The organism is Drouetiella sp., assembly GCF_059504425.1.
This window is the reverse complement of record NZ_JCACIN010000074.1, coordinates 16,143-30,040: the sequence shown is the minus strand read 5'-3', so window position 1 is coordinate 30,040 and position 13,898 is coordinate 16,143. Positions and strand designations below refer to the sequence as shown.

13 protein-coding genes are annotated in these 13,898 nt (G+C 50.8%); 7 read left to right on the top strand and 6 right to left on the bottom strand.

The genetic code is table 11. The annotated features are described in order from the left end of the window. Positions 1–29 precede the first annotated feature (29 nt). Positions 30–1,757 carry a DUF4347 domain-containing protein gene (locus AC5JMP_RS17735; protein ID WP_495852816.1) on the bottom strand — a complete coding sequence of 576 codons (1,728 nt, stop codon included), beginning with the start codon at positions 1,755–1,757 and terminating at the stop codon, positions 30–32. A gap of 725 nt (positions 1,758–2,482) precedes the next feature. On the opposite strand from AC5JMP_RS17735, the gene AC5JMP_RS17730 reads away from it, so the two are divergent. The 4 genes from AC5JMP_RS17730 (at position 2,483) to AC5JMP_RS17715 (ending at position 6,202) form a co-directional block, all read left to right on the top strand. After that, a complete protein-coding gene (locus AC5JMP_RS17730) occupies positions 2,483–3,850 on the top strand; it encodes a gluconeogenesis factor YvcK family protein (RefSeq protein ID WP_495852815.1) in 1,368 nt (455 codons plus the stop codon). 132 nt (positions 3,851–3,982) lie between these two features. Further along, entirely contained in the window at positions 3,983–4,576 is a 594-nt protein-coding gene (locus tag AC5JMP_RS17725) for a DUF3177 family protein (protein WP_495852814.1), read from the top strand. 140 nt (positions 4,577–4,716) lie between these two features. Next, complete coding sequence (purE, locus tag AC5JMP_RS17720; RefSeq protein WP_495852813.1) at positions 4,717–5,268, top strand: 5-(carboxyamino)imidazole ribonucleotide mutase; 552 nt, start codon at positions 4,717–4,719, stop codon at positions 5,266–5,268. Between the two features lie 190 nt (positions 5,269–5,458). Beyond that, positions 5,459–6,202 carry a Uma2 family endonuclease gene (locus AC5JMP_RS17715; RefSeq protein ID WP_495852812.1) on the top strand — a complete coding sequence of 248 codons (744 nt, stop codon included), beginning with the start codon at positions 5,459–5,461 and terminating at the stop codon, positions 6,200–6,202. A gap of 139 nt (positions 6,203–6,341) precedes the next feature. On the opposite strand, the gene AC5JMP_RS17710 is transcribed toward AC5JMP_RS17715, so the two are convergent. The 5 genes from AC5JMP_RS17710 to AC5JMP_RS17690 all read right to left on the bottom strand — a co-directional run bounded on the left by AC5JMP_RS17710 (position 6,342) and on the right by AC5JMP_RS17690 (position 11,283). Further along, positions 6,342–6,731, bottom strand: a complete 390-nt coding sequence (locus AC5JMP_RS17710) for a hypothetical protein (RefSeq protein WP_495852811.1) — start codon at positions 6,729–6,731, stop codon at positions 6,342–6,344. A 42-nt stretch (positions 6,732–6,773) separates the two neighbouring features. Then, positions 6,774–8,330, bottom strand: coding sequence for a bifunctional aminoglycoside phosphotransferase/ATP-binding protein (locus tag AC5JMP_RS17705; protein ID WP_495852810.1), 1,557 nt, complete (start codon positions 8,328–8,330; stop codon positions 6,774–6,776). Between the two features lie 205 nt (positions 8,331–8,535). After that, entirely contained in the window at positions 8,536–9,132 is a 597-nt protein-coding gene (locus AC5JMP_RS17700; RefSeq protein WP_495852809.1) for a 50S ribosomal protein L25/general stress protein Ctc, read from the bottom strand. A gap of 98 nt (positions 9,133–9,230) precedes the next feature. Then, complete coding sequence (locus AC5JMP_RS17695) at positions 9,231–10,598, bottom strand: adenylosuccinate synthase (RefSeq protein WP_495852808.1); 1,368 nt, start codon at positions 10,596–10,598, stop codon at positions 9,231–9,233. A 79-nt stretch (positions 10,599–10,677) separates the two neighbouring features. Beyond that, positions 10,678–11,283 (bottom strand): DUF8166 family protein, encoded by a 606-nt coding sequence (locus AC5JMP_RS17690; RefSeq protein WP_495852807.1) that lies wholly within the window; start codon positions 11,281–11,283, stop codon positions 10,678–10,680. Positions 11,284–11,556: 273 nt separating this feature from the next. Here AC5JMP_RS17690 and AC5JMP_RS17685 point away from each other — a divergent pair, with 273 nt between their 5' ends. The 3 genes from AC5JMP_RS17685 to AC5JMP_RS17675 all read left to right on the top strand — a co-directional run bounded on the left by AC5JMP_RS17685 (position 11,557) and on the right by AC5JMP_RS17675 (position 13,531). Continuing rightward, positions 11,557–11,886 (top strand): hypothetical protein, encoded by a 330-nt coding sequence (locus AC5JMP_RS17685; protein WP_495852806.1) that lies wholly within the window; start codon positions 11,557–11,559, stop codon positions 11,884–11,886. A gap of 44 nt (positions 11,887–11,930) precedes the next feature. Further along, positions 11,931–12,308: a hypothetical protein gene (locus AC5JMP_RS17680; RefSeq protein ID WP_495852805.1), complete on the top strand. Its 378-nt coding sequence runs from the start codon at positions 11,931–11,933 to the stop codon at positions 12,306–12,308. 557 nt (positions 12,309–12,865) lie between these two features. Beyond that, on the top strand, positions 12,866–13,531 hold the full coding sequence (locus AC5JMP_RS17675; RefSeq protein ID WP_495852804.1) for a hypothetical protein: 666 nt from the start codon (positions 12,866–12,868) through the stop codon (positions 13,529–13,531). The last annotated feature ends 367 nt before the right edge of the window (positions 13,532–13,898 follow it).

Below are 13,898 nucleotides of genomic sequence, written 5' to 3'. Positions count from 1 at the left end.
CTAATGGTGAAGAGGCTTGCAGCATCTTCTTAAGATCTCAAATGGGTTCTATAGAAAACGGTGTTTTGCACGGTCACGTTTGCGGCATCGGCAGCACTGATGCCGCCGCCGACCCATCCAGCAGAGTTGTTGGCGATCGTCGTGTTAATGATATCCGTGTCGCTGTAGAGCGTCATGCCGCCCCCGACGTTGCTGAAGCCATCGCCAAATACCTTGTTACCTGAGAAGGTGCTGTTGGTAATTGTGGTGCGAACGTTGTTCACCCACAAACCGCCGCCCTGGTCGTAGCCCTCGTTATTGGCGATCGTAGAGTTGGCGATCGTGAATTTGCCCCGCGAGTCGGTGCTGTTTCGGATCTGAGTGATGGCTCCACCTTTACCGTTATCTTGTCCATTGGGCAGCCCGGTGGCTTTGTTGCCTGTAAATAGGCTGCTTTCGATGCTAATCACGTCCTCTGGATCAGCAAATAGATGAACTGCACCCCCGGAAGCTTTGGCGCTGTTGCCCTGAAACGTGCTTTTGGTGATGGCGATCGAGTCGTTGGCGCGATCGGTGTAAATAGCACCGCCATAGCCCCGTAGGAAAGGATTTTCTCCGGTGCCGTAGGTAGCAGCGTTGGTGTCATTGTTGATGAATTCGCAGTTGTCTACGGTCAGCTTACCGTTGAGGCTGTTGACCGCCGCACCGTTGATTCCTCGGTTGTTGGTGAACTGGCTGTTGCGAAGGGTGATGGCTCCCGGACTGACAAAAGCGATCGCCCCAGCGCCGCGCTCATTGTTTCCGGCAATTGCTTTGTTCCCGTCAAACTGCGATCCGGTGACTGTCAGGCTGTTCTCCCAAGCGCAGTAAATCGCGCCACCGCCTTGATCTGCCGTGTTGTTGACGAACTTAACGCCATCAATGTTGATTACTGCCTTGTGTTCGCCCTTAATTGCGCCACCCTGATCGGTCACGTAGGCATTTGCCAGGGTAATGTTTTTCAGGTTGAGGGTGATCGGGCGATCTTGATTGGAATTGACGTGAAAAATTCGCGAGGCGTTGCTGCCGCTGAGGGTGAGATTGGCTGCATCTGTGCCGTCAATGGTCAGGCTTTTGCCGTTGCTCAGCTCAAGTTCGCTGGTCAGCGCGATCGTCTTATTGGCAAGACTGGCAGCAAATTTGAGGGTGTCGCCCGCTTTAGCAGCAGCGATCGCCGCTCTCAGCGAGCCTGCCCCCTGATCTGCCGTGCTGCTTACCGTGACAACTGCCAATTTGCCGCCATAGCTCGCCATGACATCTGCCGTCAGCGCTGGCATTGCGGTGATTTCGCCTGTTGAGACTTCCAGATTCCAGTTGCCCTGCCCGATCGCCTGACGCGATGCAGCGACGGCGGCTCCTGTGAGTTGACTCAGGCGATCGATTAGCGTCAAGCCCTCTGCTGCAACACCACAGGCATACAGCAAAATATTGGCGTGGTCAGAAAGCGCCGATCGCCACTGCTGAATTTGAGACGTATAGCGATCGAAGGTTGCACTATTCAGTTGAGCCGAGCCTAAGTGCAGAGTTCCAGGTTCGCCATGGGCGATGATCTGGAGGCTGGTAATGCCTGAAAAATCCTGTAGAGCTTGGGTAATTTGCAGGATGCCGTCCTGCGTTGCGTCGAGCAAAACAGCGCGTACATCAGGGTGCAGCCCGTTTACAAGGGTTTTGGCATCGGCAACAGCCATGTCAATCAGGACAACCGTGTTGTCAGAGCGATGCAAAGCTTGAGTGGTCATCAAATTTTTCCTGCGAAGGTTTGCCTGGTGCGGGTTCAGGTGCAGATTGAGCCAGTTTTTAGCCTATGGGCGCAGATGAGGGGGCGCTCAGCGCTTGAAGAAGGAGGTTTAGAGCAATTGCAGGTCAATGCGAAGTCAATGCTTGGGGGGCAGAGGTGTAAACTCTGGGGGCAGGGCAAGCGATCGTCTATGCTAAAAAACTGGCTTAGAAAACTGGAGAAACTAGGGTGAGCCAACGGGAGAAGCAGGGGCATTAACGCCTTCAAATTATTCACGCTCTCTTAATACAGCCTTCATCAACTTATTAATGTTCCCGGAAAACTCGCTGTGATAGATGTTGAGTATGAAGGTGATAAAGATCACCTTTATATAGCTGTCGCCAGTTTGCTTAAAACATTGAGGGTGGGGCGCTTCACGCCCCACCCTCAATGTCCTCGTTCTAAGCGCTTTGGTGGTTGCTATGAAAGCTCGGTTGGGTAGCTTATAGACTTATTCAACCCACAGGACGCAGTTATTTACGGCGTGTGATAGTTTATAGAGTGCATTAATTAATACTAAACTCATCAGCCTGTACGGAGAGACTCTGAACTTTACATTATTTTTAACCACAACATTATCTTTTAACCTCAATATTGAGATCTGTCCGCCCAGAATCCTAGGTCTGTGGTATCAAATAGGCAGAGCAATTAGGCAGATTAGTCCGCTACCTTGAATTAGCCATATCCATGGGTTTACTTAAACACGCTTTGCAATTTTTGGCACAGGGATCGCGCGATCGCACCCCTAGCCGTCGTCAGGTAAATCAGTGGTTTAAGTGGTTGGCTCCGGGTTTACTGATCAAGCGCTGGCTGCTGATTAGCGCCACAGGCATGGTGTTTACAGGCTTAGGGTTTGCCATCTGGCTGAACCTGACGCCAGTTTACTACTTCAGCGAATTTGTCCGAGAGCTGCTGCGCACCATTACCGATCGCATTCCCAATTACATCAGCGGCCCTCTAGTGCTGATTACGGGCTTTTTGCTGATTCTCTGGGGGCAAAAGCGAAGCCTAGGCGCAATTACTGAAGTGCTGATGCCTGAAGGCGATGGCGAACTGGTCGATCGCCTAATGACCCATCGGCGGCTGCATCGTGGCCCCAAGGTTGTGGTGATTGGCGGCGGCACAGGGTTGTCAACGCTGCTGCGCGGTCTAAAGGGGCTGAGCGCCAACATTACCGCTATTGTTACCGTTGCCGATGATGGCGGTTCTTCGGGGCGCTTGCGCCGAGAAATTGGCGTACTGCCGCCTGGAGATATCCGCAACTGTCTAGCGGCTCTTGCCGATGAGGAAAAGCTGTTGACGGAGCTGTTTCAGTACCGCTTTCAGGCAGGTGATGGGCTAGTGGGACATAGCTTTGGCAACCTGTTCTTGACCGCCATGAGCGAGATCACGGGGGATTTAGAACGGGCGATCGCCGCTAGCTCCAAGGTGCTTGCCATTCGTGGACAGGTGCTGCCCTCTACCCTCAGCGACATGCGCCTCTGGGCAGAGCTGGCTGACGGACGACGGATTGAAGGCGAATCTAATATTACCGAAGCTAAAGGGAAAATCATCAAAATTGGCTGCACGCCTGCCCAGCCTGCGGCGCTGCCCAGGGCGATACAGGCGATCGATGAAGCCGACTACATTATTATTGGGCCTGGTTCGCTCTACACCAGCATCATCCCTAATCTGCTTGTGCCTGATATTAGAGATGCGATCGCCCGATCTCAGGTGCCGCGCATCTACGTCTGCAATATTATGACCCAGCCCGGTGAAACCGACGGTTACACGGTATCTGATCACATTCGCACGATTGATCAAGTCTGCGGCTGTCCGCTGTTTGATGCCGTCCTTGTACAAAAAACGTCACCCTCGGCACAGTCTTTGATTCATTATGCTCAGGAAGGATCTCATCCCGTGTTTTTCGATCGCGAAGCTGTCGTTCATCTGGGGCGACGTGCCGTTGTTGCCAATGTGATGGACGAAGATGCCTCAACTCGACTCGTGCGCCACAACCACAGCCGTTTGGCTCGGATTCTGCTGCGATGGTATACCCGCACTCAAGGGCTGTGAGCCTAGAGCAAAATAGGTGAAAATATCTCAGGGGAAGTGATAGGGTAATAGGCGATGGAATCCGTAAATCGGGTTTAGCACTCAGCATCCTTGCCCCGTAGCGGCGAACTTACCCAACCCCTACTCTTTGAAATGTCCCAAGAACTTTTGCGATCGCTGGTCTGGATGGATTACCGACTAGCCGTTCTTTTTACTGTGCTTTTGCCTCTAGTGCTGCTGATTTGGGCGTTCGTGCAAAAGGCGGATGCAATGCAGCGTTTGCTCATTATCTACTGGCGCGTGTCGAGCCTTTTAGCGATTACTGTTTATCTGATGATTGGCAGCTTGCCCGTCAGCTTTGTATCTGGACTACTGGCGCGAATTCTGATTCCGGTTAGCCTCTGGTTTTGGGTGGATCTAAACGAAGAAATTGCCGATCAGTCCTCCTCACCGCTGAAGTGGGCTTTCACAAGCTGGCGATGGGCGATTAGCGTCTACTGTGGATTGGGCGCACTGGCAAGTATTCCTTTTCTACAATGCGCGGTGTCTCAAGAAACCTTTGCAACGCCGTTCTGCCAGGTCTGGCTCGATCCGCCCTTTGGCTACAAGAGCTTTTTCCATGCCGCCTCTAAGCCAGAGTTTCTGGGTTTCTTGGGGATTACTGCCCTCGTGATCTACGTCCTTTACCTCGGCTATTTTGTGCTAATCCGGTTGGGCAAGCAGGGGCGATCGGCAACTGAGCAATAATCTGGACAGCAATCCGGACAGCAATCCGGGCAGCAATCCGGGCAGTAGCCTGAACAGTAATTTGGGGAATCATAAAGCAGCGATCTGGACATCAATCTGGATAGTCAAAAAATCTATTTTTCAAATTAGAGGTCTGGTGTATGGTTCAGCCACTCGTGGGAATTATCATGGGCAGCGACTCAGATTTGCCCACCATGCAGGCTGCGATCGCCACCTGTGAAGATTTTGAAGTTCCTTGTGAAGTCGCGATCGTTTCGGCACATCGCACCCCAGAACGCATGATGGAATATGCCCAAACGGCTCATCAACGCGGTTTAAAGGTGATTATTGCCGGGGCGGGTGGTGCTGCCCATCTGCCAGGAATGGTGGCGGCTCTAACCCCGTTGCCTGTGATTGGTGTGCCCGTGCCTTCCAAGCATTTACAGGGAGTTGATTCACTCTACTCGATCGTGCAAATGCCCACCGGAATTCCAGTGGCAACTGTGGCGATCGGCAATTCTCAAAACGCTGGATTGCTTGCCGTGCAAATAATTGCCAGCCATCAGCCGGAGCTATTGGAGAGAGTTCTGCGCTATCGCCAAAGCCTAAAAGAAATGGTCATGAAAAAGCAGGAAAGGCTAGAGGCGATCGGCTACAAAAAGTATTTATCTAATGAAGGCGCAACCAGAGGCGTGTTCGGTAGCGGTATTTAGGTAAGGACTATAGAGCTACGTAATTAAGTTAGGACGAGACTAAGTTAGGACGAGTTATTTTTTGAGAGCCGCGCTCCGCGCGGCTCTCAAAAAATAACTCATTGGGTCTAAGCGCGTAGCGCTACACCGCGTGTTCTAGGGAAATTGATGAAGTGGAGCATAATTAAGGCATAGAGTTTGGTTGCTATCCATGACTCAACTGCTAAATACAGAAGAACGGTCGAATCCAGACGTAGTGACTGAGCTTGACATCAGCCACATTGCAATTGAAGACGACACGCCCGTGGATAATTTTCAATCAGAAAAGCAGCAGCGGCTTTTAGTAGAACCGCTCTATAGCTGCTGGTCGCCCAGTGTGTCGTTCATTGCAGCCTCAAACGTCGGATTATTCTACGGACTGAAACTTGATCCGATCGTCCCGGATGCTTTTCTGAGCCTGAATGTGACGATGCCTGACGACTGGAGCCAGAAGCAAAATCGCTCCTACTTTGTCTGGGAATTTGGCAAGGTTCCAGAAGTTTGCATTGAAATTGTTTCTAATCGCAAGGGCAATGAGTTGTCCTTGAAAAAAGATGATTATGCCCGAATTGGCGTCACCTACTACGTTGTTTTCGATCCGTTGCAGCAGCTTCAGCGAGAAGAGGAGCTAAACGGCAAGACGCTAAAAGCTTGGGCGCTGACGGCGGGGCAGTATGTGGAAATGGCAGAACCCTTATGGCTACAAACGGTAGAGTTGGGTTTGACCCTCTGGCAGGGGTCGTTTGAGGGGCAAGACTCTACCTGGTTGCGTTGGTGCGATCGCCAGGGTCAAGTCATCCCCACCGGAGCCGAAGGCAGAGAAACTGAACGCCAGCGGGCAGATGAGGCAGAATTGAGAGCGAGACAGCTAGCCGAACGGCTGCGGGAAATGGGAATTAACCCCGATGAAATCTAGTGGCTGGATCGAGAGGTGCTTTGACCATTGGAGGCGATCGCCCAAGCATTTTTCAAAATCGCTGAGCAGCCCTATGATGTTTGATGCCAGTTTGTCATAGCAAATTTTGCTACGGCACTTTGATATCTTTACGGGAACCCTACTTGCCGATGCGTTTGGGGGGACGGCGACCAATATATCGCTTCGACGATCGCCTCAGACCCCTTTGCGCAGTAGAGCCGCGACCTGTATCCGCAGGAGCGTCAGGAGCATCTTCTTTCGTTAAGCTGGGTCTACGGATGCGCTCGAATACCCTACTACCCACCTGCCGAAAAACGCTAGGCTGCTGTTCTGGAGTTTCCGGTTCGGCATCGGCTTTCACTTCTTCAGCTTTCAAGTAGCCGACAATGTTCCAAACTGCCAGCCCTGCCATGGCTCCCAATAGAATGCATAGCTCAGCTTGAAAACCTGCCAAAAGAAATAGCAGGATAAAGATGAGCCAAGCCGTTAAACCTGCACGAAACCCATCATCTGACGCAAACTTATACATGCATCACGCTCCCTATGCAGCCCAAAATTTCCAGATCCCCGACTAGATCCCTAACTCGATCTCTGATGCGCCCAGATCCCGCATTAGCGCCTGAATCGGTTGGGTCGTATCAAGGGTCTTGACATAGGGTAGCTCAGTTGGGCTAAAGGGTTCCAAAAATTGTTGGGGCAAAAGATCGGCTGTGGCATCGGCAATGTCTCCGGTGCGCTTTTGCAAACGCGATCGCAGCACTTCCGAGGGTGCATCACAGTGAATGATTTGCAGCGGTATCTCCTGCTTTTGAGCTGCCGCCAGGACAGGTTCACGCAAGACATAGCGATCGTACTTCGCATCCAAAATCACGCTGTAGCCCTGTTGTGCCAGCATAATGCCTAGCTCTAGCAGCCGCCCGTAGGTTTTTTGAGTCATTTCGGCGGAGTACAAGCTTTCGTCGCCGCGCTGATTGAGCGGGATGCCGCCCAGATGCTTCCGCACCGCATCCGATCGAATATGAATCGCGCTACTGAGGCTAGCCAACTGTCGGGCGGTCGTGCTTTTGCCTGAGCCGGATAGCCCACACATCAATGTCAGCTTGCCCTGACGCGGCTGAGAATAGTGCCATGCCAGCCTGTAGAAACGAGCGGCGGTTTCTTTTGCTTTCTCTTTATCGGCGGCTGAAATCGCCGGATCATCTAGCAAGAAGGAGACAATTTTAGCGCGGACGTAGGCTTGACGATTCACGTAGAAGGGCAGAACCTGCAAGCCTTCCCAGTCGCCCGTCTGCTCAATATAAGCGTTCAAAAACAGGGTGCTGAGATCAGGGCGATCGCTTGCCTCCAGATCGCGAATGACGTAGGCAATGTCAAACATGACATCAACAAATCTGAAGGACTCGTTGAACTCAATGCAATCAAATAGCCAGAGACGATCGTTCCACAGGCAAATATTGTCGAGATGCAGGTCGCCATGGCATTCGCGGATACGATCCTGCTGCATTCGTGCCACAAACAGATCAGAATGTTCGGCAAACAGGCGATCGTTGTAGGCGCGGGTTTCATCAAACTGAGTTTGGGTCTGCGATCGCCCAATATATTGCTCAGTTTGCTGAAAGTTCTCATCAATTGCTTCCCGGACTCGCGTCGGTTCGCCAAAGCCACGAATGTAGTCGCTGGTAGAAATCTTGGCATGAAACTGAGCGATCGTCTTCGCCAACTCTTGCAGCAAAGCCTCCGTCAGCTTGCCCTGTCTGTGCAGATTTGCCAGCAGTCCGTCTTGGGGAAACTGCTGCATTTTTAGCGTGTAGTCTGCCGGAGTGCCGGAGCCGTTGAGCTGAAAGCGATCGCCCTCCTCTGCAATGGGCAGCACCTCTAGATAAAGCTCTTGGGCACAGCGTTGGTTGAGGCGCAGCTCTTCTTGACAAAAATGCTGCCGCTTTTCCAGAGTTGAGTAATCCAAGAATCCAAAATTAACGGGTTTCTTAAGCTTATAGGCATAGTCACCCGTCAGCAAAACATAGGACACATGGGTCTGAATCAACTGAATCGGAGGCTGCACCGGATGCGGATAAAACTCCGGCTGCATCATCTGCTGGATTAGAGCGGGGAGAACGCTATCAGTCATGAATAGTATGAGGTCTTCTTTTGTAACAGTTTTGCCGTAACAGCCTAACACTCAAGGGGGACGCAGCATTGCTACGCCCCCAGGATTTACTGAAACCTTAAAATAGCCTGTCTGTTTAGCCCCTTGCAGATTGGAGTTTTGGGATCAGGTTAGGTGGGGGCTGCACCTTCACCCAACCTAATGCGCACCTAATGCGTAACAGAATCTATTCAGCCGCGTCTTCAGCCGCTTCCTCATCTGTCTGAGCTGCCTGACCCAAAATGGATACCACAACGCGATCGCCTTCACCCAAAACCACCACACCAGCAGGCAGCGGCAGTTCGTTCACATGAATAGCATCGCCAATATTCATGTCTGTGACATCAACCTCGATCGCATCAGGAATATTGTCACCTGTGCAGGATACTTCTAGCTCGTTCAGCACGGTGTCCATAGAACCACCTTCTTGCTTTACACCCTGTGCTATGCCCACAAAGTGAATCGGCACCGTGACTTCTAGCTTGTCGCCAGCGCTAACCGAGAAAAAGCTGAGATGGTAGATGTTGCGTTTCCAGGGGTGAGACTGTACCTCGCGCAATAGGGCTTTACCGCTCCAAGGCACGTCAGGTGCATTGATTTTGATCAAAGTATTGTTCAGCGAAGACTTCCTGACCAAGGTTTCAGCCGCCTTAGCATCCAAGGTCAGCGCTATAGATTCGGTGCCCTTGTGTCCATAGAGCACGGCTGGAATTTGACCTCCACGACGAAGGGCATTGGGCTTGCTGCCTTCAGGGCGCTTTTTACAATCAACAGTAAGTTCCATACAGGTTATGTTTGAGTGTTCTAAATAAAACTTTTGGACAGGCGCGACAGAGATCAAGTCTAAACCAATAAGCCTAGACTTAGAGACTAATCGTTAGACTAACCGCTATTCGCCTGAGCGCTAACGGCAGGTTGGCTACCCTTGTCCTGCTCCTCGCTGTAAAGCAACGCGCGCTTAGGGCCGTGAATCGGATCTTCAACAATGATAGTTTGATCGCGGCTAGCCCCCAGAGAAACGATCGCGATCGGCACTTCCATCAATTCTGCCAAAAACTTCAGGTAATCTAACGCCTGAACAGGCAGCTCATCGAGCGATCGACAATGAACGGTAGACTGCTGCCAACCCGGCACGGTTTTGTAAATTGGACGGCACTGGGCAAACTGGCGGGCGTTGCTAGGAAAATCAAAGCACTGCTTGCCATCTAGCTCATAGGCGACGCAGACCTGAATTTCCTCTAGCTCGTCTAAGACATCTAGTTTAGTGATTGCCAGACAGTCTAGCCCGTTAATCCGCACGGCATAGCGACCAATCACGGCATCAAACCAGCCGCACCGACGCTTACGCCCTGTAGTGGTACCAAATTCAGCACCGCGATCGCACAAAAGCTGACCCACATCGCCCATTTGCTCCGTTGGGAAAGGGCCTTCACCCACGCGAGTCGTGTAGGCTTTCGCCACACCAATGACGCGATCGATCATCGTTGGCCCCACGCCCGCTCCCACACAGGCTCCCCCGGCGACCGGATTCGAAGAAGTTACATAGGGATAGGTGCCATGATCGAGATCGAGCAGGGTGCCCTGTGCCCCCTCAAATAAAATATTGCGGCGCTGACGGAACGACTCATAGATTTTTAGGGAGCTGTCTACCACATGGGGACGCAGGCGATCGGCATAGACTTGATACTCTGCAATCACTTCTTCGGGGTCAAGTGGCGACAGCCCATAGAGCTTTTCCAGAATCACGTTCTTGTAGTTGATCGTCCACCGGAGCTGCTTTTTCATATGGTCTGACTCCATCAGATCGACCATGCGAATGCCTGTCCGCTCTGACTTGTCAGCGTAGGTTGGCCCAATGCCGCGCTTGGTCGTACCAATCTTATGTTCACCCCGCCGCTCTTCAGAGGCTTGGTCAATCAGCCGATGGTAGGGCATCGTCACATGAGCCGTTTCGGAAATTAACAGGTTTTGGGTAGAAATACCCAGAGCCTCTAGCTGGTCAAGTTCCTGAATCAGCACTTTGGGATCAATGACCGTCCCTGTTCCAATAATGCACTCTGTGTCTGGATAAAGAATTCCAGAGGGAATCAAATGCAGCTTGAAGGTTTGATCTTGGACAACGACCGTGTGCCCAGCGTTTACTCCGCCTTGATATCGAACAACCACATCGGCCGATCGACTCAGAAGGTCAGTAATTTTGCCTTTTCCTTCATCGCCCCACTGGGCACCAATTACAACGACGTTAGCCAAGATTTTTTCGACTGCTAAACTTTACACAGTCCTTAATTATCCAGAGAAATAGGGATAAGTGTCAACTTATTTCTAAAATCTACCGCATGGCACCCATCGTATTTTTCCAGGCGAGTTCTTTTCCTAAGATCTCTAGCGCTCGCTGTTCGGCTCCCAAAAATAGCTGACTATCGGTGAGTTCTTTGAGAATTTGCTGGGTGAGCTGCGCCGCAAAGCTGCCGCCAAACCGCAATAAATGGCTGTAGTAGCAGAACTGCGATCGCTCCTCTTGATTCAAGTGAAACCGATGGATTTCGTCTTCAGTCATCCGGCAAACAGGTGTATTGACGGGCACAACGACGCGCGGAATGCCGTGAATGCCATAGGTCAGGCTATTCTGCTGCATGATGGTTCCAATCAGCACCACGCCCAGCAGCGTCCGGGTTTCCATGATCAGGTCAGGTGCAAACATTGGATCAGGATCGCTCGTCAGGCGAGGGCCGTTACTGAGAAACGTAGGGTTGAACAACTGCGAGTTATAGACCACGCCCACCGCCCAATGGCGATCGCCCTCGTCTTCAAGTTTGACAAAGCAGCCGAAGCCAAAATCTTCTGGCATGGGCGGACTTGTGACCTCCATCCGATCGTCTACCTGCACGACATAATCGCAATGAGAATTAGATTTGACGACTTTGCCCAGACGCATAGAGATTCTCCGAAACAAGGGGTAGGCGATCGCAGGTGTGAAATTAGCTAGAGAAATTACCTAGATAAGAACAACTTCAACAGAATTGTATCGGCAATCTTAGGCGATCGCGCTTCTCAAAACCCTGCTCAGACTTAAATCTCCTCTTAAATAATCTCAAGTTTCAAATCTCGGATTAATTTCTAGAAGGATCATGGGAACTTTATAGAGTACAGAGCTTTAACCAAGCTCAAAGTTTTAACTTTACGACTGGCTGACCATCCGCCAAACTGTATGACTGAGAATTCTAAGTTTTTTCCAGCGCGAGTTCCTGCTTTAGGAAGCCCAGACTCCATGCAGCAACCCGATCCGCCTATTACTTTGAAGCTGCCCTTGGAAATTGCCAACGCGATCGCCCAGCGCATGAGTCAATCTGGGCAAACCCAGACCCAAGTCATACTAGAGGCGCTAGCGACTAACTTAAAGGAGACGAGCCTGAATGAAAAAGTCGTCTCTGCCCATCCTGTTTTGGAAGAACTGGAACAACTGAAGCAACGGCTGGCTGAGCTAGAAGCCCTCATTCCTAAAGTGGCAATGCTGGAGGGAAAGTCGATCGCCTTCTGAGTCTGCGATCGCCCCTCCCTCAGAAGGCTGACCATATCGATTCTTTGGGCAAAAATTCTTCGGATGCGCTGAAAATACCCAGTGGCTTGACTCCTAGCCCGAAAAATAGCTTGGATCGCCCAGTTCCGGGTTCATCCGTAGCAGCACTTTGGCTGCAAATTAGCCAAGATAACCAACCTCCTGCTTCAGTTCCGGTCAAACATTTGCCGCAACATTGTCCCCAATGTCATCATCCGCTAAATCTACTGACAGAGGATTTTGAACGTCAGGCTTGCGCTAAATGTGGCTGGTCAGAGCCATTGCGATCTCCCCAAGTGCAGGATGCTGGAATGCTAGCGGAACTAGAGCTGAAGCAGCTTTTAGAACAAGCGGCTCTAGAATCTTTGAATAATATGAAAACTCGTAGGGATAGTAGTAGTTAGCTCAGGATTTTTTGTAGCGTGGGCAAAGCCCACGCTACAAAAAATCCTTACCTCTTGAGGACTACCCTGAGTCTATGGGTGAGGTTTCAGAAAGCTGATGAGCTAGGTCGAGCTTCTGAGCAGGATCAGCTACTGCACTAACCGTCTCTTTGACAAAACGACCATATGAGCTAGGAAGACTGTGGGAGCGGCACAAAACTTGCGTAGATTCATGGACTGAACTAGCCAAAGTCAGTTTTGGGCATCTTCTGCAAATCCAGCCCTCTCTAGGGTTGCCCCTGAAGCTATAGCCCCACGTAATTGAGTTAGGACGAGTTATTTTTTGAGAGCTGCGCGGAGCGCAGCTCTCAAAAAATAACTCATCGGATCTAAACGCGTAGGGCTATAAAAGAAACAACAGAAAAAGCGAATAAAGTAGTTAATCTTACAGAATAAATTTTATTTCTGTACATTGAAACTACTTCTATTGATAGGTGTACGGCTTCAGAAAGTCCCATAAATTGATGATGTTATTGAAAAATCAATGTCTAAATTGATAGAAATTAGGAGTAGATGATATGGCATACATGGATGACCCGTCAGGCAGAATAATCGATCGCCCGATCGCCGTTCCTGCGGTTGACTACCACGATCGCGTTCGTTGGGGTCCTATTTTTGCGGGACTGGTTGTGGCATTGAGTTCTCAGCTTGTCTTGAGCAGTTTGGGAGCAGCGATCGGCTTGTCTACCATTGCGGGTTCTGGCGCACCTCGAACCAACGCTCCAGACGTTGGTTCGGCTGTGGGCATTTGGGCAATTATCAGCCTCTTGATCTCTTTGTTCTTGGGCGGTTGGATCATGGCAAGAGCCTGTGGATCTATGAGTCGCAGTACGGCTCTCCTGAATGGGGCCATTCTGTGGGCAACCACGCTTGCCATCAGCGCATGGCTTCTTTCTAGCGGTGTGTCCGGTGCGTTTGGCGTGGTGGCGCAAAACGCGACTGGTATCATTGAGCAGGCTCAGCAGAGTGGTGTTCCTGTTCCAGGAGTGGACGCGCCCGCTCCGTCTCCCAGCGTTACAGCCCAACAGACTCGCGATATTGCAGGCAATGGTGCAAAGATAGGCTGGTCTTTTGCCTTGGGTTCGCTGCTGGGTCTACTGGCATCGCTAATTGGAGCTTCTGCAGGTGTTCGTCATCCGCGCACTGTTGCTGTCTCTAGAGATGCAGAAACTTACTCCAGGTAATTCTCTGCGATAACATAGCAGCCGCCAAAGCGGTTAGGACGGAGATATTTTTGGTGGGGCGCTTCGTACCCTACTAAAAATGTTCTAAGTAATCCAGCGCAGCTCGAAAAACTGCGCTGGATTACTATTATTCGTTCGAATAGGGTGTGAACTTAAGATACTTTGATGTTGACACACTATAACTATCAGTGACGTCAACCTTGTGTACATTAAGAATAAACGTTAGCTCTCTCTGATGTCTCAGGCTATACTTACTTTGAGTTTCTTATGAGTTTCTAGTTTTTAAAATAAGGCGATCGCTCCATTCTTTTTTTGTGTCTTCTCTTTCCATATTTCCTACAAAACAGGGGTAGCTTTAAGCTACCCC

What these genes read in the sequence shown, in the direction of transcription:
- AC5JMP_RS17735 (WP_495852816.1), bottom strand. Translation starts at nt 1,757, where the DNA reads ATGACCACTCAAGCTTTGCATCGCTCTGACAACACGGTTGTCCTGATT.
- purE (WP_495852813.1), top strand. Translation starts at nt 4,717, where the DNA reads ATGGTTCAGCCACTCGTGGGAATTATCATGGGCAGCGACTCAGATTTG.
- AC5JMP_RS17685 (WP_495852806.1), top strand. Translation starts at nt 11,557, where the DNA reads ATGACTGAGAATTCTAAGTTTTTTCCAGCGCGAGTTCCTGCTTTAGGA.
- AC5JMP_RS17715 (WP_495852812.1), top strand. Translation starts at nt 5,459, where the DNA reads ATGACTCAACTGCTAAATACAGAAGAACGGTCGAATCCAGACGTAGTG.
- AC5JMP_RS17705 (WP_495852810.1), bottom strand. Translation starts at nt 8,330, where the DNA reads ATGACTGATAGCGTTCTCCCCGCTCTAATCCAGCAGATGATGCAGCCG.
- AC5JMP_RS17690 (WP_495852807.1), bottom strand. Translation starts at nt 11,283, where the DNA reads ATGCGTCTGGGCAAAGTCGTCAAATCTAATTCTCATTGCGATTATGTC.
- AC5JMP_RS17725 (WP_495852814.1), top strand. Translation starts at nt 3,983, where the DNA reads ATGTCCCAAGAACTTTTGCGATCGCTGGTCTGGATGGATTACCGACTA.
- AC5JMP_RS17710 (WP_495852811.1), bottom strand. Translation starts at nt 6,731, where the DNA reads ATGTATAAGTTTGCGTCAGATGATGGGTTTCGTGCAGGTTTAACGGCT.
- AC5JMP_RS17700 (WP_495852809.1), bottom strand. Translation starts at nt 9,132, where the DNA reads ATGGAACTTACTGTTGATTGTAAAAAGCGCCCTGAAGGCAGCAAGCCC.
- AC5JMP_RS17730 (WP_495852815.1), top strand. Translation starts at nt 2,483, where the DNA reads ATGGGTTTACTTAAACACGCTTTGCAATTTTTGGCACAGGGATCGCGC.
- AC5JMP_RS17675 (WP_495852804.1), top strand. Translation starts at nt 12,866, where the DNA reads ATGGCATACATGGATGACCCGTCAGGCAGAATAATCGATCGCCCGATC.